This window comes from Dyadobacter frigoris, from assembly GCF_005280585.1.
GTDB lineage: Bacteria > Bacteroidota > Bacteroidia > Cytophagales > Spirosomataceae > Dyadobacter > Dyadobacter frigoris.
Genome location: NZ_SZVO01000007.1, coordinates 258641 through 284689, shown reverse-complemented (window position 1 = coordinate 284689; position 26049 = coordinate 258641). Strand labels below are relative to the sequence as shown.

Here is a 26049-nt window from a genome sequence, read left to right as displayed (position 1 = left end):
ACTTACAGGTTATCAGTAGATTAAGTTTTAGATAAACTAGTTCTACAAAATTGACATAAAATATAAATAATAATAATTCTAAGTATAATAATGGTAAATAAAGGATTATCTATATTTGGCTTGGATAAACTCACCCGACAAATGAAAAGACTATTATTGATTTTTGTGTTGATTAGTTATCAGGCTGTAAGTCAAACTGTTTACCAGCCCCATGAAGTTGAAAAACAGGCAACACCTGTCGGCGGATTTTCGATTCTCAATCAGTTCATTTTTGCGAATATTCAGGTTCCTTTCAGTGCATCCGTCAAAGGAATTAATTCAAAAATTTTTGTAAAAGGAATTGTTGAAACAGATGGATCCATGACCGGCTTACAGGTTGTGAAAGGAATCGATTCTTTATGTGATCAGGAAGCCATAAGAGTTTTGAGTTTGTACAAGGCATGGCAACCCGCAGTTTTAAAAGATGTAAAAGTTAGACAGGCAGCTGTTTATCACGTCTCATTTTTGGCACCAAAAAATGAAAACTTTGATAGTGGATTAGCAGGCATTGTGCATTACTACAATGACAAATTTCTTCCTGTAACAGATTCAAAAGATTTTAAATATAGAAGTGTTATGCCTGTGAATGAGCAGGGATTTATAAAAGACGATATTTCTTACGAAGCATTAAAAGGCGACAAATGGAAACGGATGAGTACGATACCTTTTGAGCGAAATGAATTCTGGAAAATAATATATGGAGAACCAGGCGTGGATTCTGTTCAGGCTTATGAACTTTCCGCCAAAGATCGATCAGAGACAAATTATGCACCGAAAATTGCTTTTCAGAAAAACGGGAAAATTTTGTTGTACAGGGAATATTCGTCTGCAAAAAAACTTCTTTTGAAGAAAGATTATTATCTCAGCGGCATGATAAAAGAAGTTGAGAATTTTGAAGATAGTATCAGTACTAAAATAAGCTGGTACAGAAACGGCCAGATCAAAAGTGTTATTCAAAATCCTCCTGCCAGTTTTGAGGTTCTTCAGGAAAGCCGGATAGTAAATGCCTGGGAACCTGATGGTACTCAAAACGTTAAAAATGGTAACGGCTGGTGGAGATATTCAGGTGAGGAAAATAATAAACTTTTAACAGAGGAAGGAGCCGTAAATGTGGGATCTAAGATCGGCAAATGGGTTGGGAAGCTGCCTGATAGTACAATTTATTATGTTGAACAGTATGAAAACGGGCTGTTAAAAGAAGGAACATGTGTTGTTAACGGGGAAAATGTAAGTTATAAGACCAAAGGCTTTCAGCCTAAATTCGGGGATGGAATGAAATCTGTCTACCAGTTTCTCGGACAAAATATTAAATATCCTATTGACGCTTCCAGAAAGGGAATCAGTGGAGTGGTTCTTCTTTCTTTTACCGTTTGTGAAGATGGAAGTCTTTGTGATTATAAACTGGAAAAAAGTGTCGTAAAAGACATTGATCAGGAAGCGCTCAGGGTGGTTAAAAAGATGGATGGGAAATGGAAACCAGGTGAACTTCGCGGCCAGAAAGTAAGGGTTAAGTATAATCTGCCAATTAATTTCATGTTGTTCTAAGCTTCCTTCTAAATCTGATTGCCAAAGGTCCCTGCGTTTAAATTTTAATTTCAACAGCCATGAAATCATTTATTGTACTACTCACTCTTTTCAGTTTTCCTGCTTTAAGCCAACAAGTATATAAGATCAACGAAGTTGAAAAACCCGCCGAGCCGTCTGGCGGCGTGGCATTTTTAAATCAGTTTATTACAGCTAATATCCAGATTCCTATCAAATCCGCTGCGAAAGGAATGAATACCAAAGTTATTGTGAAAGGCATTGTTGAACCTGACGGAAGTATGTCGGGGCTTGAAATTTCAAGATCGGTTGACAAAACAATTGACGCCGAAGCAATTCGTCTTTTAAGTTTATATAAAGCCTGGAAACCTGCTTTGATAAAAGACAAACCGGTAAGACAAGTGACCTTTTTTCCTGTGTTGTTCCGAACAAATCCAATGCCGGAATTTGACAGTACCGAAAATGCTTTGATTGAATATTTTGACAAAAATAATATTTTGATACCCAACGATCAGAGGAAAAATAAATTCAGAAACGTAATTCCGGTGGATGAACGTGGTTTTGTGCGTGGCGATATTTTATTTCAGGAATTTAGATTGGGTAAATGGAAAACGAATCTGACCTTACCTTTTGAAAAGAAAAAAATCTGGACTAAAATATCTAAATCTACACAAACCGATTCCGTAAAAGCGTTCAGTATTTCTGCAAAATCAGGCAATTTCGCGGATGGTTATGAAGAGGTAATTATCCAGCCAGATGGGACACTGCTCTCGAATGCGCGCTATCCGGGAGGTGGACGGCCGCCTTCGTCGGGAAAATATTATTTCCTGAACGGTGTGCTCAATGAGGAACAAAGTGTGAGTGATAGTCTGGTGAAAAACATAAACTGGTATGAAAACGGCCAACTACGAAGCATTATTGAAACCGGTAATAAAAAAGAGGTATCGATCAAAAATGTTTGGGATCGTGATGGTTCTCAACTTGTAAAGGATGGTAACGGTTGGGGTAAGATCAAGTCAAATTCTTATCGTCAAAAAGCATTATTTGAAGAAGGGAAAGTAGAAAATGAGCGTAAGTCAGGAAAGTGGGTTGGAAAATTCGCAGACAGTACGCTGGCCTATGAAGATTTTTATAAAGAAGGAATTCTGGAAAAGGGTATATCCTACTTCGATGGTGAAAAAGTAAACTATGAAAGTGATTATATTATTGAACCGCAGTTTAAAGGTGGAAAAAACAAAATGTATCAATTTCTGGGAGAAAATATAAGGCCTTCTCCAGCTGTTCCAAGAGCCAAGGGAAAAACAATCCTGTCTTTTGTCGTGCGTGAAGATGGGCATTTGGGTGATTATAAAATTGAGCAAAGTTTGGGTAAAAGTTTTGACGATGAAGTTGTACGCGTTGTCAAGAGAATGGACGGGTTGTGGGAGGCGGGAACGCAAAGAGGGCGAAAAATAAGTGTAAGATACAGACTGCCTGTTAATTTTGAATAAATAATTTACCACTCATCCCATCCCAAAGCCAATCAAAAGCTTTGGGATTTTTTTGTACCAATTTGTATTGGAATATGCTTTTCATTTGATAACATTGTGATATCATTTTACTATCACAATTACGCTATGAATGAAAAAGAATTACGCTCGATGTCAGGCTTTTTGCTATTCGGTATTGGTCTGATCATGTTATTTGGAGGTGTCATTTTTTCGATCGCCGAAGGCCGTCCTAATTTTGGCATTCTTGTTTCAATTATCGGATTCATTATCCTGATTGGATTGACAGTTATTAATCCCAATGAAGCTGTGGTAACCACATTTTTTGGTGATTACATGGGCACGATGAAACAAAGCGGTCTGCGATGGGTTAATCCCTTTTTCCGTAGAAAAAAAATGAGTCTGCGTGCACGAAACCTCAACGGTCAGAAGTTAAAGGTTAACGACAAACTTGGTAACCCGATTGAAATCGCTGCCGTGGTGGTTTGGCGCGTAGGTGACACCGCTAAGGCATCGTTTGAAGTGGACGATTACACAAAATACGTAGAGATCCAGTCGGAAGCTGCGGTACGTCATTTGGCCGGCGTTTATGCGTATGACACGATGGAAGCTGAGGAAGTAGAAATTCCGGAATTTACATTGCGTGACGGAAGCGGGAAAATCAACGAAATGCTTGAAGCTGAGCTGACTGAAAGATTGAGTAGGGCTGGAGTGGATGTTCTCGAGGCACGTATCAGTCACCTGGCTTATGCTCCGGAAATCGCCGGCGCGATGTTACAGCGTCAGCAGGCGTCAGCGGTAGTCGCTGCTCGTCGCCAGATTGTAAACGGCGCCGTTGGCATGGTGGATATGGCTTTGGCAATGCTTTCAGAAAAGGGAATTGTAAACCTGGATGAAGAACGAAAAGCAGCGATGGTTTGTAATTTATTAGTCGTTTTATGTGGTGAAAAGTCCGTCACACCTGTATTGAACGCCGGAACTTTGTATCCTTGATATGGCAGAAAAAAAAGCGTTTGTTTTGCGGATTAATCCTGAGATGTTGAAAGAGCTTGAAGCGTGGGCGCAGCAGGATTTCAGGAGTCTGAACGGACAAATAGAATATTTGCTCAGCGATGCGTTGAAAAAACAAAAGCGCTCGCGGAGCAAGGATATAAAAACAGATCCTGAAGAAGGAATTAGTTGATAATCAGTAGTGAGGTAAGCAGGTTTTGGTAAGGCAACTTTACCAAAACTTGCTTATTGTTATTGTATTATGACCAGCACATCGGATTTTGTAAATCAAAGTGTTAAAATTGCATTAGCAATCGTTCGTATAATATTTATTTCATACCCATTCCAAATGAAGCATTTGATCAAAGCACTAGTCTTTGTTATTATCTCCTCCCCTTTATTTGCGCAAATCCCGGCTAATTTTCAGTGGTTGTCTGATGGCAGCGGTTACCGGGATGAAGCAGAGGGTGAAATCTTCGAGATTAAATTACCTGGCAATCAGCCAAGAACACTCGTTTCAAAACAACAACTTACTCCAAAAGGCTCGGATAAAAATTTAGCCGTTCGCAGTTATACCATCAATGAAGCCGGAACTAAGGTTTTGATCTATACCAACTCAAAACGAGTTTGGAGAAGAGATACCAGAGGCGATTACTGGGTTTTGGATCTGGCAACGAATAACCTGAAACAATTGGGAAAAGGTCGTCCTGAATCTTCATTAATGTTCGCGAAATTTTCTCCGGACGGTAAAAAAGTAGCTTACGTTAGCAAACACAATATTTATTCCGAAGATCTGGCGACGGGTGCGATCAAACAAGTTACGCTGGATGGAACGGACCGTGTGATCAACGGAACTTTTGACTGGGTTTACGAAGAGGAATTTGATTGTCGCGACGGATTTCGCTGGAGCCCGGATAGCAAAACAATTGCTTACTGGCAACTGGATGCCCGCAAGATTCGTAATTTCCTGATGATCAATACGACGGATTCAATTTATTCCTACACGATTCCGGTTGAATATCCGAAAGTGGGGCAAACACCGTCACCATACAAAATTGGTGTGGTAGATGTGGTTACGGCCAAAACAAAATGGATGAACATTCCGGGAGATCCTCAAAATACCTACGTTCCGCGTATGGAATGGGCAGGAAGCGCTAATGAGCTGGTAATTCAGCAATTAAACCGGAAGCAAAATGTCAGCACTTTGTTTTATATCAATACAAAAGATGGTGTTTCAAAATCCTTTTTCACAGAAACAGACAAAGCGTGGATTGATATAAAAAGCCGTTGGGCGGATGGAAATGAAGGCTGGGACTGGATTGATGACGGAAAAGAATTTGTCTGGGTTAGTGAAAAAGACGGCTGGAGACATGCATATCGTGTAAGTCGTGATGGAAAAAAAGAAACCTTGATCACGACCGGAAAATACGATGTGATCACTCCGGTTTTGATTGACGAAAAAAATAACGCTTACTATTTCACGGCGTCACCGGATAACGCAACGCAGGAATATTTGTACCGCGCTTCCCTGGATGGAAAAGGAGAACCGCAGCGCCTATCACCGGCAGATCAGTCGGGAACGCATAGTTATGAAATTTCTCCTTTGGCAAGATATGCGACACATAGTTTTTCCAACGCTCAGTTGCCTCCCATGATGGAATGGATCACGTTGCCGGATCACAAAGCGGTGGATCCGAACAATTCGATCAGTGAAAAAATGATGCGCATTCGTCCCGCTGCGATGAATATTGAATTTTTCAAAATCAAAACGGCCGAAAATGTTGAAGTAGACGGCTGGATGGTGAAACCGGATAACTTTGATCCTGCAAAAAAATATCCGATTGTATTTATGGTCTATGGCGAGCCTGCGTCAAGCACGGTTCACGATAGTTACGGAACGGGAAGAAACCGTCTGTATACAGGAAGTATGGCCAAAGACGGGTATATCTACGCTTCGGTGGATAACCGCGGAACGCCTTCGCCAAAAGGTAGTGCGTGGAGAAAATCGATTTACAGGAATATTGGTACGATCAACATCAATGATATTGCCGGTGCAGCAACTTCGATGTTCAAGCAATATGCATTTATTGACACAAGCCGCGTAGCGGTGCACGGATGGAGCGGCGGCGGTTCTTCTACCTTGAATCTTTTGTTTAAATATCCTAAGCTATTCAAAACCGGAATTGCTGTTGCTGCGGTTGGTAACCAGCTGACGTACGATAATATTTATCAGGAACGTTACATGGGAATCCCACAGGAAAATCTTGAAGATTTTGTAAAGGGATCACCGATCACGAATGCAAAAAATCTGGAAGGGAACTTGCTTTATATCCACGGAACGGGGGATGATAATGTGCATTACCAAAATGCAGAAATGCTGGTCAATGAATTGATCAAGTACAATAAAGTTTTCCAGTTCATGCCTTATCCGAACCGCTCACACGGAATTTTTGAGGGTGAAGGAACATCGCTTCATTTGAGAACTTTGTTCACTGATTATTTGAAAAAGAATTGCCCTCCGGGTGCGAGGTGATAAAACCATGCTTATTAGATTTAAAACAAAAGCCCGGCATCAATTGTCGGGCTTTTGTTTTAAAATAAGGCAACAGGATTAATTTTAAGAAAGTCCTGCCACGGTAATCCTGTATCTCCAACTAAATAAATTTTCTTGGGCTGAAATTGCTTTTGAAAAGCGGCCATCCCGGATGATGATTGTTTTGCTCCACTTTTCACTTCAATACCAACGATATGATTTTTATATTCAAGCACAAAATCTACCTCCTGGTCCCGGTCACGCCAGTAGTATACCTTGTAATTTTCGGAAAGGGAATTGTTAGGCAAATGAGCTCCAATAGCAGATTCCACAATTCGTCCCCACTCTGCCGGATCTGACTTTATCTGCAAAAAGTTTTCAGCCCGCTGCGCACTAATGAGTGCAGTATTATGGACCTGAAATTTTGGACTGGAAGATTTTTTTCTGATAATATCGGCCGCATATTTTTCGAATCCTGCTAATAATCCGGCTGTATCGAGCAGATTAAGGTAATGAGAAAGCGTTGTCGTATTTCCGGCATCCTGCAACTGTCCCATAATTTTGGTAAACGACAAAATCTGACCGGAATAATGGCAGCCTAATTCAAATAAAACTTTCATCAGCGCAGGTTTTGCAACGCGTGATAACATCAGAATATCCCGGTTAATACTGGTTTCTATCAATGAATTTGTAACATACGATTTCCACCGTTTTTCATCATTTTTTCTGAATCTCATCAATAACCAAAATGAATTCTTTACCGGAGGAAGTTTTTATTTTTAAGCGAGCAATTTCCCACTGCTGTTCAAGCCAGAATGAATCAGAAATAAGAACAGAATCAGCAGAGGTAAAATGGGTATCAATGCTTAATTTTTGAAGCAGTTGAGTAATTACCGTCGTTTTTCCAACTTGGCGAGGTCCCATGAGCCCTGAATAAACTTCCGAGGTTCATTTATGCGGTCTGTAAGTAGTTTTAAATGAGATCTTTCGTACATGATTTACAATTTGCTCAATGTATTGAGTAAATTGTAATAATCTGTTTACTTCCCATAAAGTTTTTTCGCAGCCGCTTCATATTTATCACCTGTTACCCATTGCGGTGCCGTTTTACGGTCAGCAATTAATCGTGCGGTATACGTGTAAGCCTGGCAAAATTTCAACAAATAGTTAAAATCAACTGTCTCCGGATTATCAGAAGCCTGGTGATAGTGCTTCATGATATCACCGGAAAATTCTTTGAAGCCCGGTGTAAATGTTGGTGCGGGGATCCCTTCTTTCGCAAAACTTACATTGTCAGAACGGTCAAATAATCCTTGTTCAGGAGATGGATCAGCAAAAACGCCTAGTCCAAACGCTTTACTAGCCGTTTCAATCTCCGTTTTGACACCTGTACGATTTAAACCCATCACAGAAACAATAGTAGTGTCATTATACCCAGCTCCATCTGAATTCAGGTTGAAGATACATTTGTTCAGCGGTAACAAAGGGTGCCCCACATAGTACTTACCACCCAGTAGTCCAACTTCCTCGGCCGTCAAAGCAACAATTAAAACAGAACGTTTCGGAGGATTTTTGGCCAGGGCTTCTGCTGCGGTAAGCAAAGCTACGGTGCCAAAAGCATTGTCACGCGCTCCATTGAAAATACTGTCTTCGGGAGTAAAAGCTTGTCCACCTTGCTTTCCTACGCCCACATGATCGTAATGTGCAGAAAGAAGAATGTATTCACTTTTTAAAGTTGGGTCTGTTCCCTGAATATATCCGGCTACGTTATAACTGTTCACCAATTGGCTTTTTCTGCCAGCAGTCTTAAATGTTAATGTTTGAACGCCACGCAAAGCGCGTGTTATTTTGGCTTCTTTTCCATTTACCCAGGCTTGCGGAATTGCTTTTTTAGAGGCATCTTTCGCATCTGCCAGAGCCATTTTTTCACCGGCAAAATAGCGGTTCACCATATTCCATGGCATTGGCGCATTGAATAATTCTATAACTGCCACAGCGCCTTTTTCAGCAGCCAGTTTTCTTTTTTCGTTGGAAGAAGCGATGATTTCCGAAGGGGTTTGAACATCTGGCGTTCCGCTTTGCAGCAAAACAATTTTACCTTTTACATCCAAACCTTTATAATCATCCCAACCTTTTGCAGCATTTTCCAAACCGAAACTTGCATAAACCAAAGGAGCAGTAATATCCGTGGCTTCACCATTCATCAAAATCCAGTCTTCACCACTTTTTAGCTTTTCTTCGCCTGCTATGATTTCTCCCCCGCCATTTGCTCCCATTTTTTCAAATGGAACATTTTGGTAGTATGTTGACGTACCCGAAGCCGTATTTCCCGGGACAGGAACAAGACCTAATTTCCTGAACTGCTCTGCAATATACCTTGCCGCAACAAGATTTCCCTGCTCGCCAGTCCTTCGCCCTAAAAGCTCATCAGCCGCCAAAAACCGCATATGTGCTTCTGTTTCTGATTTTTTGATGGAGAATTCGGGAGGCAGGGATTTTTTCTTTTGACAAAAAACGCTGGTATTGAGTAGTAGTAATGCTGGGAGGAAAAGTAGAGGTAATTTTCTCATAGGATCTTGATTTAAGGATTTTAAGATTAACAGGATTGGCAAAAAGGGACTCTGCTGATTTTGTCAATGTCACTTTTTAGTTTTCTGGTTGGTATTGAAATGTTAATTATTAATCCAAAGTTACGGGGTAATTTACGTAACAAGATAATTATGATTTTGGGATTAACAGGATAAAAAAAGAGGCTTTCTTCTTTTTAAGAAAGCCTCTTCGGGTTATAGTTAGTATTAATTCTGTTTTTTGACAGGATTTTTGATTGAGTTAAATACTTTTTTGTACTGCAAACTCGTGGATCCAAAGTTAATTAGTAGTCCTATATCAAAATTGTAAGCAATGAGATAATTCTTGGCTTGTGCGAGATGGGCATCTTCTAAGGTTATCACTGCTTTCAATTCAATAATTACCTTATTTTTGACCACAAAATCTGCCCTTCGGGTCCCGACACGAATACCTTCGTAAAATATAGTCTGGTCTTGTTCCCTTACGAATTCTATATCTAAACGTCCTAGTTCAATAGCTATGCACCGTTGATAAATTACCTCTTGAAAACCATTTCCCAATGTATTGTGCACCTTCATGGAGGCGCCAATAATTTTATAGGTAATCTGATCCAAATCCATCAAACATATATTAAGTCCAATAAATCACCTTAAACCAATAGTAAGGCAATATTTATAAGACGCAACAATCATTCATAAGTAATTGAATCAAGATTCAAGAATAGCTAGTAAAACTAAGAAATACCAATTTTCAATCCCTAAAATCAAAAAATCCTAAAATCAAGATCCTAATATCACCGCAGCCTCCTTAGCAAAATAAGTCAGGATACATTTTGCACCAGCACGACGAATACTCATTAGCACCTCCATCATCGCACGGTCGCCGTCCAGCCAGCCATTTTGAGCGGCCGCTTTAAGCATGGCGTATTCTCCGGAAACGTTATAGGCAGCAATTGGAATATCAAAATTTTGATCCAGTTTGGCGATAATATCAAGATAAGATAGCGCAGGTTTAACCATCAGCATATCAGCTCCTTCTGCAAAATCCAATTGCGCTTCCAGTAAGGCTTCGCGGGTATTGGCAGGATTCATCTGATAGGTTTTTTTATCACCAAATTTTGGCGCTGATTCCAGTGCGTCGCGGAATGGGCCATAAAATGCACTGGCATATTTCGCAGAATAAGACATGATGCTCACATTAGTAAACCCTTCCCTATCGATTGTGTCACGTAAATAACCGATCCTGCCATCCATCATATCGCTTGGACCTAAAATATCCGCCCCGGCTTTTGCTTGCGCCACGCCCATTTTTGCCAAAATCTCAACCGTAGCATCATTAACAATTTCGCCATTTTCCACCAAACCATCATGTCCGTCAGAACTGTAAGGATCCATAGCAATGTCGGTCATGATCACTAAATCGGGGAATTTCTCCTTGATTGCCGTAATGGCTTTCAAGTAAAAAGTGTCCTCCTTATAACTTTCGGAAGCGTATTTATCCTTTTTTGTTTCGTGATAATTTGGGAAAAGGTCAATTGCACGAATTCCCAGATCGGTTACTTCTTTCAATTCTTCAAGAATCGTATCCAAAGAAAAACGGAAAATCCCAGGCATTGATTTAATCTCAACTTTCTGGTTAGTGCCTTCCTGGATGAACATTGGGAAAATAAAATCGGAAACCGAAAGTGTGGTTTCCTGTACCAAATCCCGGATTGCCGAGGATTTTCGGTTGCGTCTTGGGCGACGGTTCAAATAGATCATTTTATATGGGCGACAAGCTTTCGCTTTTGGCTTTTATTGTAAATAATTTCTTACACAAAGAACCATGGAGAAATAATTTGAGTTTCACGGCGGTAAATTTTCTGCTTTTATCCTACCATCAATTTGAAACCTTCACCATGCAAATTCATGATTTGGATTGAGGCGTCTTCCTTAAAATGTTTGCGTAGTTTGGTGATATAAACATCCATACTTCTCGCATTAAAGTAGGAATCATCACCCCAGATTGTTTTCAATGCAAAACTACGGCTAATGGGTTGATTAAGATTTTCGCAGAAAAGTTTAAGTAAATCCGATTCTTTGCTGGTAAGGCGGGTTCCTTTTTCGTCAAGAACTAATTGATGATGATTGTAATCAAAAGTATAATTTCCGATTTGGAAAACGGTACTTTTTTCTTCTTCCGGTAAATCCGATTGTTTGCGGTATCTTCTTAAAATAGCTTCAATTCTTAGAATAAGTTCCTCTCTGTCAAACGGTTTGGTGACATAATCATCCGCGCCCGACCGAAATCCCTGCATGGTGTCTTCCTTCATCGATTTAGCCGTCAGGAAAATAATCGGGACGTCTCGCCCGGTCATTCGTACTTCTTTTGCCAAAGAAAAACCATCTTTTTTCGGCATCATGACGTCAAAAATGCAGAGGTCATATTGATTGTCCACAAAACATTGCCAGCCTTTTTGTCCGTCAGTGGCAAGATCGGTAGGATATCCTTTGTCGATAAGATATTCCTGAAGTAATTCTCCTAAATTGGTGTCGTCTTCAACGAGTAAGAGGTTGGGCATTTTTCGTGGCTATATGATTAGAAATTAGTCTTCTTCCGCTTGCTAATCAAATACGGCATAATTTGCTAAAACGTGGCAGTATTGTTACAATTGGAATGCAGCATAAAACTAACGAACTTTCGGAGCAAAGAAACCTTCAAAAATCATAATATATGTTAAAAATTATTGTATGGATCGTCGCCGTGTTCGCGGTACTTGCCATTATTTATTTTGTCGGGCCAAAAGTAACTACCACAATACCAGAACCTAAGCTTCCGATTGTAACACAAAATCTTCCTGAGTTAGAAGCGGAAATCAACCGTTCAGAAGCGAAAGTTAAGGATATGAAAAGAGACAATCAGGCGCGTATCGTCTGGGCGGATAGTTCGAAAAAAGAAAAGACCCGATATAGTATCGTTTATATCCACGGCTTCGGAGCGAGCTGGGCAGAGGGCGAACCTATCCATAGAAATCTGGCAAAAAGATATGGAGCAAATCTTTATTTATCCCGTATGCATGATGCTGGAATCAGCGATTCCAATGCGTTTGATGATCTGACTCCAGACAATTTTATCGCAGGTGCAAAACGTGCTCTCGCCATTGGAAAAGCCATAGGTGACAGCGTGATCGTTGTAGGAACTTCTGCCGGGGGATTGTTAACGGTTTATCTGGCATCAACAAATCCTGAAATTAAAGGAATCGTACTTTATTCTCCATGTATGGCCGTAGCTTCTCCTGCTTTGAAATTAATCACTGGTCCATGGGGAAAACAAATTTTGCATGGAATCATGGGCGACCGTCGCAAATCGGCTGACACAATTCCGGAACGTGCGAATTTCTGGCTGCAAAGTTATCACACGAACGGACTTCTGGCTTTACAGGAAACCATTGATGCGGTTGCCAAACCGGAAGTTTATGAAAAAATAAAAATGCCTGTTTTTCTGGCTTATTATTACAAAAATGAAGAAGAGCAGGACAAGGTTGTTTCGGTAAAAGCGATGCTGGATATGTTTCCAAAATTAGGAACGCCGGCTAATCTGAAAGTGGAAAAAGCATTTCCAAACAGCGGCGATCACGTGATTGGATCTTACCTGCGTTCAAAAGATGTTGAGGGAGTTTATAAGGCTACGGAACAGTTTCTGGAAGAAAAGCTTGGACTAAAACCAGTAGAAACAATGCAAAAATAACCTTGATTGCTGGCAAGCTAATGCGCTGGATTATAAAAAGAATGTGGTTTAAGCAACCAAAATTTTGTTACTTTGTCGGCCAAAAAGGGCGTTAACTCGTAATTAACAATAAAGGAAATCATGGCATACGGTTTATTAAAAGGAAAAAGAGGGATAATATCCGGCGCGTTGGACGAAAATTCAATTGCCTGGAAAGTTGCGCTAAAAGCAAAGGAAGAAGGAGCTATATTCACATTGACAAATGCACCGATCGCTATGCGTATGGGCGCAATCAACGAATTGGCCAAAGTTTGTGATGCGCAAATTATTCCTGCGGATGCCACTTCAGTTGAAGATATTGAAAAGTTATATACCCAGTCGATGGACGTATTGGGCGGAAAAGTGGATTTTGTTTTGCACTCGATCGGTATGAGCGCAAATATTCGTAAAGGAAAACCTTACGGTGACCTCAACTATGATTATTATCTGAAAAGTCTTGATGTATCATCACTTTCTCTTCACAAATTTTTGCAGGTAGCGGAGAAATTGGATGCTATTAACGAATGGGGGTCTGTGGTTGCTTTGTCTTACATTGCTGCACAACGTACATATCCTTTCTATACGGATATGGCGGAAGCAAAAGCAATGTTGGAAAGCATTGCCCGTAGCTTCGGATATCGTTATGGAAAAGCTAAAAACGTACGTGTAAATACAATTTCTCAGTCGCCTACTAAAACAACGGCAGGTTCAGGAATAGGTGGATTTGATGCATTTTATGAATTTGCAGAAAAAATGAGCCCGCTTGGAAATGCTACGGCCGACGATTGTGCAAACTATACAATCTCCATGTTCTCTGACTTGACGCGTATGGTTACGATGCAAAATCTTTTCCATGATGGCGGATATTCGTCGACGGGAATCTCAGAAGAATTAGTTCAAATGATTCAGAATCAAAACAAAGCTTAGGTTTAAAACCAGCTGTAAAAGCGAGTTCGTGCTGTAAAAATTGAAAAATCCCTCTTGAACGGACCGTTCTGGAGGGATTTTTGTGTATTAATAAAATAATTAAACCGCCCATCCCGTTTGGCGTTGTATGGTTATGGCGAACTGAGTAGTTTCGCCTGTAAATCCAGTGCCTTGAATTCTATTACTAATCAGTTGTTTCTATGCATCATTCGATCAAAATAAAATATATTCTTCTTTCAGGATTCGCTCTTTTGTTGGCTTCCTGTGGAGGCGAAAGGGAGAAAGCTGCGGCCCTTCCTGACGCCCCGATTTATACATTGGTTTTTTTAGACAAAACGCTAAGTGTTAATATTAATAAAGCGTATGTCAACGAAAAATATCGCCGGACGCTGACTGATATTATGGAAAACAACATGAAAAATAAAGGCGACAAACTGGAAGTTTACTTTATTCATGAAAACACTTCCAAAGCACGCGCCTTGTCATTGACCATTCGGAGTGAAAAAGAAGTAAATGACGGAGCCAACGCAACAGACCGTGAGGCGATTGAAACAGCATTTCAACTTTCTTTACAAAGAGAGAAAAGCATTTTCCTGAGACAATTATTATTGAAACTGAATCAGCAAAATACGGGCGCTTCAAATCAATCCACTGATATTTGGGCAAGTTTGCCGGTAATCGCGAAAGCGGGAGAAAGCGGAGCGCAGGTTAGCGTTTATTATTTCAGTGATATGATTGAAAGCGTAAAAGGTGCAGGTCGCCGCGATTTTCACAAACAGCCACCCATATCTGATGCCCAGGCAGAAGACGAGGCAAAATCGGATGTTAAAAAACTCGAACAATATGCGATTGGTTCTCCTCAGGTAACGATCGTTTCTCCTTTTGAAGCTACGGCTTCGTCCAAAGAAAATAATCCACACGTGACACATTACTGGCAAACACTTTTTCAGGAACTGGGTGGCGTTAGTGTAGATGAATTATAACAATTCCTTGTAATCTATTTTCAGGAAAATATTTTTGGAATAACCGAAGATTTATTTTGGTTATTCCAAAAAGTACGTATATTTAAGAAACTTACATAATACTTAATTATGCATCTTAAATTACTTATTAGCCATGAAAATTTTAATCCTTCTTTTACCATTTATCTGTCTAATTTCCTGCGTAGGAAAGCAAGATCAGGAGAGTGTTGCAATGAATGTTGATCTTATGGCGGCACACCCTTCGCCTTCCCGAGTAGCCTTGCAGGATGGCGATATTAGTAGAGCCGTACCTACCCAAAAACTTATTAAAGAAGGATTTGTAGAATTTGAGACTTCTGATGTCGAGAAAACAAAGGCGCAGATAATGGCAGCAACATCTGCAAACAATGCTTATATCTCGTCGGATAAGCAAAATAATGTAGCGGATAAGGTTAGTTATACTTTAATCGTACGGATTCCGGCTTCTAAATTTGACTCGTTTTTAAATTCAGCTACGAAAGATGTTCGCTATTTCGATCATAAGCAAATTGATGTAAAAGATGTTACAGCGGAATATTTTGATGTAGAAACCAGGCTGAAAACAAAAAAGGAAATCGAGTTGCGTTATCGGGAATTGCTCAAAAAAGCCTCTACAATCAAAGATATTTTGAGTATTGAAACAGAACTTGGTACTATCCGCACTGAAATTGAATCTGCCGAAGGCCAGTTAAAACTGCTGGCCGATCAGGTTCAATACTCCACACTTCGGATCGAATTTTACAAAATCACCTCTACCCCTGCCGTATTTACTTATCAGCTTAGTTCTGCTTTTTCAAAAGGCTGGGAAAATCTGCTTACGATCTTGATTCTGGCTGTTGATATCTGGCCGTTTATTTTGCTTGGGATTGGGTTGTGGTTTGGGTTTAGGAAATTTGCGAAGAGGAAATCAGTGAAAAAGGAAGCTGATATGACAATATGAAACTCGTACATTATTTAATTTGCATGATTTACGTGATGACTTTGTCGTGTAAATCGGAAGAAAACCAAAAACAAAACCAACTTATTGTTGGGGAATGGACGCTTTTTAAAGAAGAACTGAACGATCAAAGAAAAATCGATTCAACAAATATCCCAGGTATGGAAATGGGATATAAATCGGGCTATACATTTAGAGAGGGAGGCTTCTGTGAGAATAAACTTGGGTATCACAAAGACATGGAATCGAACGACCATAAGTTCTTAGGTACAGAGACTAAATATCGTATACATGAGAATCGATTAGAAATTTATGATTTGACAAACCAGATATGGGAAGGGTATGAAGTTTTAAAGCTTGATAATAAAATTTTAAAACTTGCTTTAAATGATTCTGTCAATGTGATTTACGAAAGAAGCAGGTACAAATTGGATCCCGAAATTCCCTTTGATCAAATCATTGTTTCTTCCTCAGGTTGTTATGGGGTATGTCAAATAAATGATGTAATGGTATCAAGAAATGGTGAAGTTATTTTTAACAACGAACAATATACCAAAAAGACAGGGTTATTTTCTTCTTTTATGAATTTAAAAGAATTTGATAAGGCAGAGACGAAATTCAGAAAAGCTAATTTGAAAATGTTAAAAGACAGGTATATGGCTAGCTGGACCGATGATAATGAGATAACAATTTCACTGGTACGAAATGGAAGGATTTATAAAACAATAAGTGACTATGGAAGTCAATCACCAACTGAACTTTATTGGGCATATTTACCAATCACATATCTCGATCAAAAATTGCGTCTTAAAAGTTTGCCTCATAGCAAATTTTACAAAACAAGAATTTCCTCTTTTGAAAAGGAAAATAAACTGATCAGACTTGCTAAGTCCGAAAGTTTTTATTTAACAGATTTATTAAATAAAGCGGATAGGGTCAATACTTTATTTGTTGAAAAATATACTTTAAGAGCATATGGCGAGCAGGGGTCACTAAAAATAACAACAGACGGTCGCTACTTCAAGATGCGTTTAAAGAATGGTAAATTCACGATTTTGGATCTTGGATATGACTTTTTGAAGGAGAATGATTTACTAAAACGACTTTCAGATAAATTAGACTACGAGAAATAAAGAATTTGCCTCAAAAACCAACAATCGTCCTCAAATTCTCAACCTCATCAAAAATTGATAAAACCGGAATTTGAAAGCCTTCTACAACAAAACTTGTAACAAGTCCTTGGGAAGATTTTAAAACAAGATCGTAAACATCACCTTTGAGATGATATTGTTCCAAAGTTTGATTTTCCGGATCAATGATCCAGTATTCTTCTATTTTGTGGGATTGGTAATCTTTAAATTTTACACCTCTGTCTCGCTTTTCAGTAGAATCGGAGAGGATTTCTATGACAAGATCAGGTGCTGGGAAAAGCGTTTGATCTTCGGTAAAATTTAAAGACTTTTCTTTTCTGAAAAAACAGATATCTGGTTCATAGTCGTTTCTTGTCAGTGTTATCATTATTTTTTCAATGCCAACAAAGCCAAGATTATTCTTGCCTGAATAAATACTTAATAATCGATAAAGAAGACCGCTGGCAACATTGTGTCTTTTAGTTACGGGAGAGTGAATGATAATTTCACCATTGATAAACTCAACTTTTTCCTGCTCAGTAATGTCATTATAAAATTTCAATCTTCTCTCACGTTCCTGATTGAGTAAAGCACTAGCTTCCTGAAGCAGGAAATATGCATCAGGTTCATTTAAAATGTCAGATAGGATGCGATTGCTCATAATAAACAAAATGTCTTCTATTCAAAAATAATAAAAAATAACCAGTTTCTTGGAAATGGGTTAATTTATTATCATCCAGCCCAATTTTCCCTATCCAGACTCCGATATTGAATCGCCTCGGCCAAATGTTCCACCCGAATATCATCACTCCCAGCCAGATCTGCAATGGTGCGGGAAACTTTCAGGATTCTGTCATAAGCGCGTGCAGACAATCCAAGCCTGTCCATAGCCGTGCGTAAAAGAGCTGTTCCGGCTGTTTCAATGGTACAGATTTTCTTTACCATTTCTGGCGGCATCATCGCGTTGGAATAAATCTCTTTGTTATCCTTAAAACGTTCCGTTTGTCTTTCTCGTGCCTTAATAACCCGCTCCCGAATTTGTGCGCTGCTTTCTGATTTCCGGGTCGAAGCGATTTGGTCGAAAGTAACCGGCGTAACTTCCACATGCAGATCAATCCGGTCTAATAATGGTCCGCTGATTTTGTTTAAGTATTTTTGAACAACACCTGGTCCGCAGACACATTCTTTGTCAGGATGATTGTAATAACCACATGGACACGGATTCATACTGGCGATCAACATGAAATTAGCCGGAAATTCTACGGTCATTTTTGCCCTTGAAATACTGACTTTTCTTTCTTCCAAAGGCTGGCGCATTACCTCCAAAACCGTCCTTTTAAATTCTGGAAGTTCGTCCAGAAAAAGTATTCCGTTATGTGCTAACGAGATTTCTCCCGGTTGAGGAAAACTTCCGCCACCAACCAAAGCAGCATCGCTGATACTGTGATGGGGTGCCCTATACGGTCGACGAGAAACCAGTCCCATATGCGTTCCCAGCTTGCCGGCAACAGAATGAATTTTTGTTGTCTCCAGCGCTTCGGGTAGACTTAAAGGAGGAAGTATGCTGGGAATACGCTTGGCCAACATCGTTTTTCCTGCGCCGGGCGGCCCGATCATAATGGCATTATGCCCGCCCGCTGCCGCAATTTCCAAAGCACGTTTGATATTTTCCTGACCCTGAACATGTTCAAAGTCAGCGTCATATTCATTTTGTGTTGTAAAAAATAAATCTCTTGTATCCACGACAAGAGGCTCAATAGTACTTTTACCTTCAAAAAATGCGATTGCATCTTCAAGGGTTTCTACCGGAATTACGTCGATATTATTAACGATTGCTGCTTCCCGGGCATTTTCTGCGGGTAAAATAAACCCTTTAAAACCTTGTTTTCTAACTTCAATAGCAATCGGTAAAACGCCTTTAATTGGTCGCAACTTGCCATCAAGAGACAATTCGCCCATGATGACATAATCTTCCAAATTGTGTACCGAAGAAATTTGCTCAGAAGATTGTAAAATGCAAAGTGCTATCGGAAGATCATAAGCAGAGCCTTCTTTACGGATATCAGCCGGGGCTAAATTGACCACAACTTTTTGCCTTGGCATTTTGTAATTGAAATATTTCAGTGAAGCTTCTACCCTGTGCTCGCTTTCTTTAACCGCACTATCCGCAAGCCCGACAATGTGAAAATGCATGCCCTGGCCAACCTGCACTTCAATGGTAATCATTTTGGCATTCACGCCATAAACTGCACTTCCGAAAGTTTTTGCAAGCATAATACTGGTTTTAATTTGATAGTGTGTTGAAGTCAGCAGACAAACCCTTCCAAAATTAACAGGAAATTACATAACCTAGTCTATCCTCATCAAGATAAGCGGGACCGAAAATGTTGTTATTCTTTATTTGATTAAAATCGGATAAAAAGAAGATAGAAAACGTCATAGTGGTTGAATAAACATTAAATTTAAGCATTGAAATACCATCCTGACACGGGATTTCTTTTAATTTATTCATACTCCTATTCCCATGATAAAGTATTTATTTGTTTCCTTTCTTTTTCTGTTTTCACAAGAAAATGTCTTTTCTCAAAAAAAAACCAGTGCACTTTCCGGCAAAATAATTTGTGTCGATGCGGGACACGGAGGAACTGCTTTAACCGACAGCTACCGGGTTGGCCCTGGCGGTGAACGTGAAGAATGGATCAATTTACGCGTTGCCAAACTTTTGCAAAAAATGCTGGAAGAAAAAGGTGCAAAAGTTTTCATGACCAGAACAACGGATGATACAATCGCATTGTGGCGCCGGGCAAAAATTGCCGTTGATAACAAAGCAGATCTTTTCGTTTCGATTCATCATAATGCTACCGCTGATCCAAAAGTGGATTTTCCAATCATTTATTTTCATGGGAATTCGAGTGAAAATTTGGCGGGAGTTGTGTTGGGAAAAGAATTGGCCACGACTATTACAAAAAGTTTATTCAAGGGAAACAGCCCGGTCTCTGTTGCTTCTGATTTCAGTATTTTTCCAAAAGCCGGAGCGCAGGTTTTACGGGGAACGTATGGAATTCCGGCTGTTTTAGCCGAAGCTGCATTTTTCTCAAATCCGGAAGAAGAGCAAAAACTGAAACAGGAAGATTATAACAAAAAGGAAGCAGCGGCTTATACAGAGGCCTTTGAAGCATTTTTCAGCAAACCTATTCCTAAAATAATTCCGAAAAATTCACTGGTAACTGTTCCGCCTTTTCTGGTTTTTGAAGAAGCGGCTAGAATGAATGAAATTGCCCGTCGCTGGCATCAGGATTTTTTGGATGGACAGGCGTTGATGAAAAACACTGATAGCACTTCTATTCGTCAGGCTTATGATTTATTTACGCGTTCTGCGCGTTCCTTTCCGGATTCTTACATCGCAGCGGATTGTCACGCCAACAGAGCTCTTTTGTTAAGATTGATGGATAAAAGAGAAGAAGCCAGAGAAGAAGAAAAACGTGTGAGAGAATTTTATGTCAAATTTGCAGTCAAAAAATGAGCGAAATTTTATGAAAGGTAATAGTATTATTATGCGATTTCCTCTTGGAATGTTTTTGTTGTTTTTGCTGCTGCTAAGTAACAAATCTATGGCTCAGGCCACTTTCCGGATTCTTGACAAACCTATCACTTTTGATGCTGAAAGAAAACGGTTGTCTATTGATTATCTGGCAAACAGGCATTCCATCAGGCAGAAATCTCCTTATATCAAACCGCAAATGATTGTGCTGCACTGGACAGCTGTACCTTCTATTGAGGAGACTTTTGATGTTTTCAATCCGGTTTTACTGCCCGGCGCACGTGCTGGAATCGCTTCCGCGAGTAATTTAAACGTTTCATCCCAGTTCCTAATCGACCGCGATGGTACTATTTTCAGACTTTTACCTGATACCGCTTTTGCCCGTCATGTTATAGGACTAAACTATTGCGCGATCGGTGTGGAGAATGTTGGTTCAGATAAAGATCCTTTAACAAAAGAACAATTAAAAGCTAATGAGCAGCTTGTGCGGTATTTGAAAAAGAAATATCCGGCGATAGAATATGTAATCGGTCATTATGAATACACTGATTTTGTCGGACATCCGCTGTGGAAAGAGATTGATTCTAATTACAGAACTACCAAAACAGATCCGGGTGTTGATTTTATGGAAAAAATCAGAGAGAATCTGAAAGATCTAAATTTGAAAGGAAGTCCCTTGATTAAGAAATAGCAGTTATTTAAATACCATTTTCAAATCCAGTTCAATATTGGTAACCGGATCTTTAAAGATAGTATCCGTGAAATACTGAACCGAATTGTCAGGCAGAAATAATTGAACCGCTTTAACGGAAGGCATCACAATCCAGGCAGATTGAACACCACTTGGAAAATATATTTTTCTGATTTTCCCTGTCAGAGCATCGTACGCCTGTGTTGGAGATAGAATTTCGATGGCTGTAATTGGAGGTTCAGTGTAGCGGATTATATCTTCTTCCCAGTTGAAAACCAGATTTTGAAAAATTGAAATATCAGGTTTTGCGCGCCCGCTGAGTAATTCAAGTTCAAGTTCCGGCATAACGTCAAATTGACCGTCATATACGGAAAGTAGTACACTTAAACGATAAGTCAATCGGGAATGATTCAAAGACATGGTTTCTTCAAGAGGGGTTTCAATTTCCGTAATTTCAACTGCTCGTAAGTCCATAGCGTCTTTGTTTTAAACAAATATAAAAAATTAAACCTGTTACTCAACCACCGCCGAAACACAAATATAAGTCGGGATAATTCCGGTACTTCTGATACGAACTTCTGCGTCAATAGCCTGTGTATTACCGGTTAATACCAGCGCAGTATCCAGCCCGAATTTATTCCCACCTAAAATGTCGGTATGCAGAGTATCTCCTACCATCAGGATATCTCTTTTGCTGACATTCGGGTAGTTTTTGATATGCTGATAGGCGAAAATAAACATTTGTGGATCCGGTTTTCCAAAGCGGATGAACTGTCTGCCGATGGTATCCTCTATCATTTTTGCCAAAGCACCAACGGCAATGGAAAGGCGGGTTTTTGAAGCCGGATATGTTTTATCCGTATTGGCTACGATAACCGGGATATTGCGTTTTCGTAATAAATTAAGCGTTTTTGTCAGATCTGTGTTCCAGTCAAAACCCTCATCATCCAGAAATACAAGCGCATTAACATCCGAAATATCATTCAAATCCAGCTCCTTGATGGATAATGTTTTAATATCTGCGGTGCCGATATAATGAGCCGAATTCTCAGTCCCCAGATAAGCAACAATCCCGTTTCTTACTTTCAGGTCAAGATATTCACGGGCCAGCATTCCGGATGAAATGATACGATCCGGTGTAACGTCATTGATTCCCAATTTTACATAAGACTGAGCCAATTGTTCCGGACTTCTGGAAGCGTCGTTTGTAACGACATAAAAATCCTTTCCCGTTTCTTTGAGATAGGCAAATGTATTTTCAATCCCGGGTATTAAACCGTTGTAAGTTTTAAGTACACCAAATGCATCGAAAAATATAACTTCGTACTTCGAGAGTACGGATTTGAAGTTGTCTAGAATCATGAATTTGGTGTCTTGGTTTACTATTTATCTAAATTCTGTTTTTTCTTACTTTCTTTTGGTTCTGATTTAATACCCAGATGATTTAGGATTTTTTCGGGATCAAAAGTGTCAATTGAAGGAAAATAGAGCTCGTAAGCTTCTCTTTGCAATTTGGTGGAGTAAGTTCTATGAAAAAAGTATTTTCCGTATTTTATTACATAATTCAGAATAAAAAAACGATAAGCTTCTTTCATAAACCGCACTTCATTTTCTGAAAGCGGGTATACTTTATGGTATTCTTCCAGGAAAATCATAAACCGGTCTTCCATCAGCGGCGTAATCAGATAACTGAAAACGGTACGGTCGCCAACGTTAGAAACCACCCTGCTAAAAAAGTAAAAATCCAGAATCCGGGAAGAAACCCGGAACCAGTCATAATCCCAGCGGGAAAACAAATGCTGATCGTCTGTAACTGAGAAATTTCCAATATTCCAGTCTACAAAAACCGGCATCATATCAAAATTGATCACATTCAATTTATTGATATTTTTCAAAAACGTTTCACACTGTTCTCTGAGAAAATCAATGTGCATACGATGTTCATATTGCCCCGCTTCGGTATCCAGAATATCCAGCAAATGATAAATATCAGTTCTTAATTTTTTGGAAGATTTCGGAAGCGATTTCCCTACACGGAAACATGCAAGGTGGAATTTGGCCATTTCCTGGCCCAATTTCCGGATATGATCTTCATCCAATCTTTTGGGCATACGGTGCATGGCCCGGATCGGATTGTAAAAAACGACCCAGGTATCCAGAAAATCTTCCTGATAACGATAGGTATAAACCTGATTATTTTTCAGCAGCGATTTGGCCAGAACATTTTCAAAAGGATAAAGCAAATTGTTGGAAGCGGCCTGAATGATCCGGTGATCTTCCTTGAAATGTTCATATTTTCCAAAATAGGAAAGCTTGGCTATAACGGTATCATCGTTGTCCAGCGTTACCCGGAAAACGTGATTGGTAGAAACTTTGGCACTTATATCTTCAACCAATTTAATGGAAATAGAATCATCAAATCCCGCCCACGCTTTTTCAATAATGGCCGGATAGTCTTTTATACGCATGAAATAATTTAAAATTAGTAGTTAGATTGCTGATAAAATCGGGTACTTTTTAGTGATAAAGTGTTACAAAGTTAACAACTTCGCTGATACATTTTATGTAACCCTGTTTTCGAAGTAGTTCTTAAAATTGTTAAAATATTGATTTTCAGCAGAAACAGGAATTGAAATTCTGCGTTACTTCTTTAACATAGAATTTAACATTAATTTTGCAGCGAAACTTACCATTTAATATTTTGTATTTTTTCTACTTTTCCCGCTTTTTAATCCGCCTGGCGCTGCCCATTTTCCTTCGTCGGCTGTTTGTTGTTAATTTCGATCAAGTACCAAATAAGGGGCCATTGCTCCTGGCCTCAAATCATCCCGATTCATTTTTTGATGCGCTTGTGATAGGCGCAACGATGCGGCAGCCTATTTTTACACTGGCACGCGGCGATGCTTTCAAAAAACCTGCTGTGGCTTTCTGGTTAAGACAAATTAACCTGATCCCGGTTTTTAGAGGTTCGGAGGGGCGGCAGGCTGTTTTAAGTCTGGACATTACGACGAAGGAAAGTCTGGATGCGATGAAAAACGGTAATACCGTGATTGTTTTTTCAGAAGGCATTTGTGTGAATGAATGGAAACTTCGCCCGTTAGGAAAAGGAACGGCGAGAATGGCACATCAGGCCTGGTTTGGTGAAAGTAATCTGAAAGAAATGCAGGTGATTCCTATCGGGATGAACTATGAACATTATCGTGGTACCGGGAAACGAACGGCAATCCGTTTTGGCGATGCAATTCATCATACCGATATAAAAACAAGCCCTGAAGATTATGAAAAATGGCTTCGGGAATTTAATGAAATACTACAATTTAAAATGAATCAGGAAATTTTAACAATTCCTGAAACAGCGACCAAAGAAGAGCGGAAATTAGCTTTCAACAATTTCTTCGGACCGAATTCAATTCCATCAAAAGGCAACTTTTTATTACAGGGATTAGGCTGGTTTGGCCGCTTTATCCACCGACCGATTTATCATGCTTTTGATAAAAAAGTGTCAAAAATCACAGCAAGATCCGTTTTTTATGATTCAGCTTTATTTGGTTTGCTGCTTTATCTTTATCCTGTGATTGTGCTTTTGATAGCTGGTATTGTAGGGATTTTTGCAGGATTTAAAGTTGCTCTTGTGGTATTTGCAGCTTTGCCAATACTGGCTTGGCTGGGAAACCGCTATCGGTAATTTTATTATTTTGATAAAATAAAATGCTCTGATGTTTCCATTATAGAAAGCATCAGAGCATTTTTCATTTATTATAAAACGATATTATCTGCTAGTTTTTCACACGGTTCAGTCCCATCGTTTTCAACATCCAATCCGGCAAAGGTTTCTGATGTTTTCTCTTTTGAATATCAAGGAACCAGCCGATTTTTTTCAGGATCGGAAGTTTATGGGTTTCCACCATTTCGATTAAAGTCCCGTCCGGATCTTCCACATAAGCAAAACGGCCAGCCGCGGATTCCATACCAAATGAAGATTCGCTATCCACAGTAAAAGGATAACCCTGCGCCTGAACTTTTGTTTTCAAAGTTGCCAGATCCAGGGCATCGAAACATAAGTGAATGTAGCCACAATCCCCCCAATAACGGTTTTCAAAAAGTTTCTTAGGCTCACGATCAAGTGCCTGCAATAATTCGATCTGAATATTTCCTAACAGTCGGCTGAAAGCACCTTCTTCTGTAAAGTTTTTACGAAGCAAAACACGGCGGAAACGTTGTCCTGAAATAGAGGTTGGCAAATCATCAAAAACACCGGTTTTGTCATAAACAACTTCCAGGTTTTGAATCAATGTCTGATAGAATAAAATTGATTTATGGACATCAGAAACACCAACAACCACGCCCGCTACGCCGCCTATCGGTTTCCCTGTATTTTGGAACCACGAAGTATCACTTGTGATCTGAAAAATATTTCCGTAAGGATCATTTCCCCAGAAACCCTCTCCTTCCGGCAGCGAAACCAACGGCCCAACGGCTTCTTTTGATTGTGATTTTACCCAGTCGTGTGCCTTTTTTACATCCGGAGCTTTGAAGCGAATTGCATTAATTCCTAAATCTCCCAGTTCAAGTTTGAAATTTGCAGGTTGTGAAACACGGCTTGTAAAAGACCAGATTTCCAGTCCGCCGCCGCCTGCTAAATTTAGTGCTAATGCTGCATGTCGCTGATGTACAGTGCTTCCTGTGTAAGGAGTCATCAAAGGGGCTTCTGCTTTGTCGTCGAAAACGGGAACGTCAAAACCCAGAATGCGGCGGTACCATTGCCACGCTTCGGGTACATTTTGAACTCCAAGACCAACTTGCTGAATTCCGGAAATAAGTGCAGCACTCATGAAAGGGATATATTTTTTAATATGATAGAAATAGATTCAAGCCCGGGACCTTTTCTTTTATGGCCAAAGGAACCGCAATTTTACAAA

25 protein-coding genes are annotated in these 26049 nt (G+C 39.7%); 13 read left to right on the top strand and 12 right to left on the bottom strand.

The annotated features are described in order from the left end of the window. Positions 1–141 precede the first annotated feature (141 nt). The 5 genes from FDK13_RS16610 (at position 142) to FDK13_RS16590 (ending at position 6591) form a co-directional block, all read left to right on the top strand. Complete coding sequence (locus FDK13_RS16610) at positions 142–1584, top strand: energy transducer TonB (protein ID WP_170982818.1); 1443 nt, start codon at positions 142–144, stop codon at positions 1582–1584. Positions 1585–1643: 59 nt separating this feature from the next. Further along, entirely contained in the window at positions 1644–3071 is a 1428-nt protein-coding gene (locus FDK13_RS16605; RefSeq protein WP_137341123.1) for an energy transducer TonB, read from the top strand. 126 nt (positions 3072–3197) lie between these two features. After that, positions 3198–4061, top strand: a complete 864-nt coding sequence (locus FDK13_RS16600) for an SPFH domain-containing protein (RefSeq protein WP_137341122.1) — start codon at positions 3198–3200, stop codon at positions 4059–4061. Between the two features lies 1 nt (position 4062). Next, positions 4063–4251: a type II toxin-antitoxin system antitoxin gene (locus FDK13_RS16595; RefSeq protein ID WP_137341121.1), complete on the top strand. Its 189-nt coding sequence runs from the start codon at positions 4063–4065 to the stop codon at positions 4249–4251. A gap of 156 nt (positions 4252–4407) precedes the next feature. Then, on the top strand, positions 4408–6591 hold the full coding sequence (locus FDK13_RS16590) for a S9 family peptidase (RefSeq protein WP_137341120.1): 2184 nt from the start codon (positions 4408–4410) through the stop codon (positions 6589–6591). A 59-nt stretch (positions 6592–6650) separates the two neighbouring features. Here FDK13_RS16590 and FDK13_RS16585 read toward each other — a convergent pair whose 3' ends face one another. The 6 genes from FDK13_RS16585 to FDK13_RS16565 all read right to left on the bottom strand — a co-directional run bounded on the left by FDK13_RS16585 (position 6651) and on the right by FDK13_RS16565 (position 11719). Then, a complete protein-coding gene (locus FDK13_RS16585; RefSeq protein WP_229216066.1) occupies positions 6651–7328 on the bottom strand; it encodes an ATP-binding protein in 678 nt (225 codons plus the stop codon). Further along, a complete protein-coding gene (locus FDK13_RS36120; protein WP_229216065.1) occupies positions 7309–7515 on the bottom strand; it encodes an AAA family ATPase in 207 nt (68 codons plus the stop codon). The genes FDK13_RS16585 and FDK13_RS36120 overlap by 20 nt, the downstream gene beginning before the upstream one ends. Before the next feature lie 116 nt (positions 7516–7631). Beyond that, positions 7632–9161: a M28 family peptidase gene (locus tag FDK13_RS16580; RefSeq protein WP_137341119.1), complete on the bottom strand. Its 1530-nt coding sequence runs from the start codon at positions 9159–9161 to the stop codon at positions 7632–7634. A 225-nt stretch (positions 9162–9386) separates the two neighbouring features. Next, the gene (locus FDK13_RS16575) at positions 9387–9779 is read right to left on the bottom strand and encodes a GxxExxY protein (RefSeq protein WP_137341118.1); all 393 of its coding nucleotides are present in this window, start codon (positions 9777–9779) and stop codon (positions 9387–9389) included. Positions 9780–9938: 159 nt separating this feature from the next. Then, on the bottom strand, positions 9939–10919 hold the full coding sequence (hemB, locus tag FDK13_RS16570) for a porphobilinogen synthase (RefSeq protein ID WP_170982817.1): 981 nt from the start codon (positions 10917–10919) through the stop codon (positions 9939–9941). A gap of 107 nt (positions 10920–11026) precedes the next feature. Further along, a complete protein-coding gene (locus FDK13_RS16565; RefSeq protein WP_137341117.1) occupies positions 11027–11719 on the bottom strand; it encodes a response regulator transcription factor in 693 nt (230 codons plus the stop codon). 152 nt (positions 11720–11871) lie between these two features. Here FDK13_RS16565 and FDK13_RS16560 point away from each other — a divergent pair, with 152 nt between their 5' ends. From FDK13_RS16560 to FDK13_RS16540, 5 genes are all read left to right on the top strand, one after another. Beyond that, positions 11872–12885: an alpha/beta hydrolase gene (locus FDK13_RS16560; RefSeq protein WP_137341116.1), complete on the top strand. Its 1014-nt coding sequence runs from the start codon at positions 11872–11874 to the stop codon at positions 12883–12885. Positions 12886–13005: 120 nt separating this feature from the next. Next, on the top strand, positions 13006–13830 hold the full coding sequence (locus FDK13_RS16555; protein ID WP_137341115.1) for an enoyl-ACP reductase FabI: 825 nt from the start codon (positions 13006–13008) through the stop codon (positions 13828–13830). A gap of 200 nt (positions 13831–14030) precedes the next feature. After that, positions 14031–14813 (top strand): hypothetical protein, encoded by a 783-nt coding sequence (locus tag FDK13_RS16550; protein ID WP_137341114.1) that lies wholly within the window; start codon positions 14031–14033, stop codon positions 14811–14813. A gap of 133 nt (positions 14814–14946) precedes the next feature. Beyond that, the gene (locus FDK13_RS16545; protein ID WP_137341113.1) at positions 14947–15771 is read left to right on the top strand and encodes a DUF4349 domain-containing protein; all 825 of its coding nucleotides are present in this window, start codon (positions 14947–14949) and stop codon (positions 15769–15771) included. Between the two features lie 23 nt (positions 15772–15794). After that, positions 15795–16901 (top strand): DUF6438 domain-containing protein, encoded by a 1107-nt coding sequence (locus FDK13_RS16540; protein WP_137341112.1) that lies wholly within the window; start codon positions 15795–15797, stop codon positions 16899–16901. Between the two features lie 10 nt (positions 16902–16911). On the opposite strand, the gene FDK13_RS16535 is transcribed toward FDK13_RS16540, so the two are convergent. Together FDK13_RS16535 and FDK13_RS16530 are read right to left on the bottom strand one after the other, a co-directional pair. Beyond that, complete coding sequence (locus tag FDK13_RS16535; protein ID WP_137341111.1) at positions 16912–17559, bottom strand: Uma2 family endonuclease; 648 nt, start codon at positions 17557–17559, stop codon at positions 16912–16914. 71 nt (positions 17560–17630) lie between these two features. After that, complete coding sequence (locus FDK13_RS16530) at positions 17631–19172, bottom strand: YifB family Mg chelatase-like AAA ATPase (RefSeq protein ID WP_137341110.1); 1542 nt, start codon at positions 19170–19172, stop codon at positions 17631–17633. A 250-nt stretch (positions 19173–19422) separates the two neighbouring features. On the opposite strand from FDK13_RS16530, the gene FDK13_RS16525 reads away from it, so the two are divergent. Together FDK13_RS16525 and FDK13_RS16520 are read left to right on the top strand one after the other, a co-directional pair. Further along, a complete protein-coding gene (locus FDK13_RS16525; protein WP_137341109.1) occupies positions 19423–20421 on the top strand; it encodes an N-acetylmuramoyl-L-alanine amidase family protein in 999 nt (332 codons plus the stop codon). 10 nt (positions 20422–20431) lie between these two features. Next, positions 20432–21130 (top strand): N-acetylmuramoyl-L-alanine amidase, encoded by a 699-nt coding sequence (locus tag FDK13_RS16520; protein WP_229216064.1) that lies wholly within the window; start codon positions 20432–20434, stop codon positions 21128–21130. 3 nt (positions 21131–21133) lie between these two features. On the opposite strand, the gene FDK13_RS16515 is transcribed toward FDK13_RS16520, so the two are convergent. Genes FDK13_RS16515 through FDK13_RS16505 form a run of 3 tightly spaced genes read right to left on the bottom strand, consistent with a single transcriptional unit; the run spans position 21134 to position 23598 of the window. Then, positions 21134–21604, bottom strand: coding sequence for a Uma2 family endonuclease (locus FDK13_RS16515; RefSeq protein ID WP_137341108.1), 471 nt, complete (start codon positions 21602–21604; stop codon positions 21134–21136). 39 nt (positions 21605–21643) lie between these two features. Beyond that, positions 21644–22492: a TIGR01459 family HAD-type hydrolase gene (locus tag FDK13_RS16510; protein ID WP_137341107.1), complete on the bottom strand. Its 849-nt coding sequence runs from the start codon at positions 22490–22492 to the stop codon at positions 21644–21646. Positions 22493–22512: 20 nt separating this feature from the next. Continuing rightward, the gene (locus FDK13_RS16505; protein ID WP_137341106.1) at positions 22513–23598 is read right to left on the bottom strand and encodes an aminoglycoside phosphotransferase/kinase family protein; all 1086 of its coding nucleotides are present in this window, start codon (positions 23596–23598) and stop codon (positions 22513–22515) included. Between the two features lie 206 nt (positions 23599–23804). On the opposite strand from FDK13_RS16505, the gene FDK13_RS16500 reads away from it, so the two are divergent. After that, positions 23805–24815, top strand: a complete 1011-nt coding sequence (locus FDK13_RS16500; protein ID WP_229216063.1) for a 1-acyl-sn-glycerol-3-phosphate acyltransferase — start codon at positions 23805–23807, stop codon at positions 24813–24815. 91 nt (positions 24816–24906) lie between these two features. Here the strand turns inward: FDK13_RS16500 and FDK13_RS16495 are convergent, their stop codons facing one another. Continuing rightward, complete coding sequence (locus tag FDK13_RS16495) at positions 24907–25962, bottom strand: VOC family protein (RefSeq protein WP_137341105.1); 1056 nt, start codon at positions 25960–25962, stop codon at positions 24907–24909. Between the last annotated feature and the right edge of the window lie 87 nt (positions 25963–26049).

What these genes read in the sequence shown, in the direction of transcription:
- FDK13_RS16580 (WP_137341119.1), bottom strand. Translation starts at nt 9,161, where the DNA reads ATGAGAAAATTACCTCTACTTTTCCTCCCAGCATTACTACTACTCAAT.
- FDK13_RS16495 (WP_137341105.1), bottom strand. Translation starts at nt 25,962, where the DNA reads ATGAGTGCTGCACTTATTTCCGGAATTCAGCAAGTTGGTCTTGGAGTT.
- FDK13_RS16505 (WP_137341106.1), bottom strand. Translation starts at nt 23,598, where the DNA reads ATGCGTATAAAAGACTATCCGGCCATTATTGAAAAAGCGTGGGCGGGA.
- FDK13_RS16595 (WP_137341121.1), top strand. Translation starts at nt 4,063, where the DNA reads ATGGCAGAAAAAAAAGCGTTTGTTTTGCGGATTAATCCTGAGATGTTG.
- FDK13_RS16550 (WP_137341114.1), top strand. Translation starts at nt 14,031, where the DNA reads ATGCATCATTCGATCAAAATAAAATATATTCTTCTTTCAGGATTCGCT.
- FDK13_RS16535 (WP_137341111.1), bottom strand. Translation starts at nt 17,559, where the DNA reads ATGAGCAATCGCATCCTATCTGACATTTTAAATGAACCTGATGCATAT.
- FDK13_RS16585 (WP_229216066.1), bottom strand. Translation starts at nt 7,328, where the DNA reads ATGAGATTCAGAAAAAATGATGAAAAACGGTGGAAATCGTATGTTACA.
- hemB (WP_170982817.1), bottom strand. Translation starts at nt 10,919, where the DNA reads ATGATCTATTTGAACCGTCGCCCAAGACGCAACCGAAAATCCTCGGCA.
- FDK13_RS16600 (WP_137341122.1), top strand. Translation starts at nt 3,198, where the DNA reads ATGAATGAAAAAGAATTACGCTCGATGTCAGGCTTTTTGCTATTCGGT.
- FDK13_RS16565 (WP_137341117.1), bottom strand. Translation starts at nt 11,719, where the DNA reads ATGCCCAACCTCTTACTCGTTGAAGACGACACCAATTTAGGAGAATTA.
- FDK13_RS16575 (WP_137341118.1), bottom strand. Translation starts at nt 9,779, where the DNA reads ATGGATTTGGATCAGATTACCTATAAAATTATTGGCGCCTCCATGAAG.
- FDK13_RS16515 (WP_137341108.1), bottom strand. Translation starts at nt 21,604, where the DNA reads ATGGACTTACGAGCAGTTGAAATTACGGAAATTGAAACCCCTCTTGAA.
- FDK13_RS16540 (WP_137341112.1), top strand. Translation starts at nt 15,795, where the DNA reads ATGATTTACGTGATGACTTTGTCGTGTAAATCGGAAGAAAACCAAAAA.
- FDK13_RS16555 (WP_137341115.1), top strand. Translation starts at nt 13,006, where the DNA reads ATGGCATACGGTTTATTAAAAGGAAAAAGAGGGATAATATCCGGCGCG.
- FDK13_RS16605 (WP_137341123.1), top strand. Translation starts at nt 1,644, where the DNA reads ATGAAATCATTTATTGTACTACTCACTCTTTTCAGTTTTCCTGCTTTA.
- FDK13_RS16560 (WP_137341116.1), top strand. Translation starts at nt 11,872, where the DNA reads ATGTTAAAAATTATTGTATGGATCGTCGCCGTGTTCGCGGTACTTGCC.
- FDK13_RS16525 (WP_137341109.1), top strand. Translation starts at nt 19,423, where the DNA reads ATGATAAAGTATTTATTTGTTTCCTTTCTTTTTCTGTTTTCACAAGAA.
- FDK13_RS16510 (WP_137341107.1), bottom strand. Translation starts at nt 22,492, where the DNA reads ATGATTCTAGACAACTTCAAATCCGTACTCTCGAAGTACGAAGTTATA.
- FDK13_RS16530 (WP_137341110.1), bottom strand. Translation starts at nt 19,172, where the DNA reads ATGCTTGCAAAAACTTTCGGAAGTGCAGTTTATGGCGTGAATGCCAAA.
- FDK13_RS16610 (WP_170982818.1), top strand. Translation starts at nt 142, where the DNA reads ATGAAAAGACTATTATTGATTTTTGTGTTGATTAGTTATCAGGCTGTA.
- FDK13_RS16545 (WP_137341113.1), top strand. Translation starts at nt 14,947, where the DNA reads ATGAAAATTTTAATCCTTCTTTTACCATTTATCTGTCTAATTTCCTGC.
- FDK13_RS16520 (WP_229216064.1), top strand. Translation starts at nt 20,432, where the DNA reads ATGAAAGGTAATAGTATTATTATGCGATTTCCTCTTGGAATGTTTTTG.
- FDK13_RS36120 (WP_229216065.1), bottom strand. Translation starts at nt 7,515, where the DNA reads ATGGGACCTCGCCAAGTTGGAAAAACGACGGTAATTACTCAACTGCTT.
- FDK13_RS16590 (WP_137341120.1), top strand. Translation starts at nt 4,408, where the DNA reads ATGAAGCATTTGATCAAAGCACTAGTCTTTGTTATTATCTCCTCCCCT.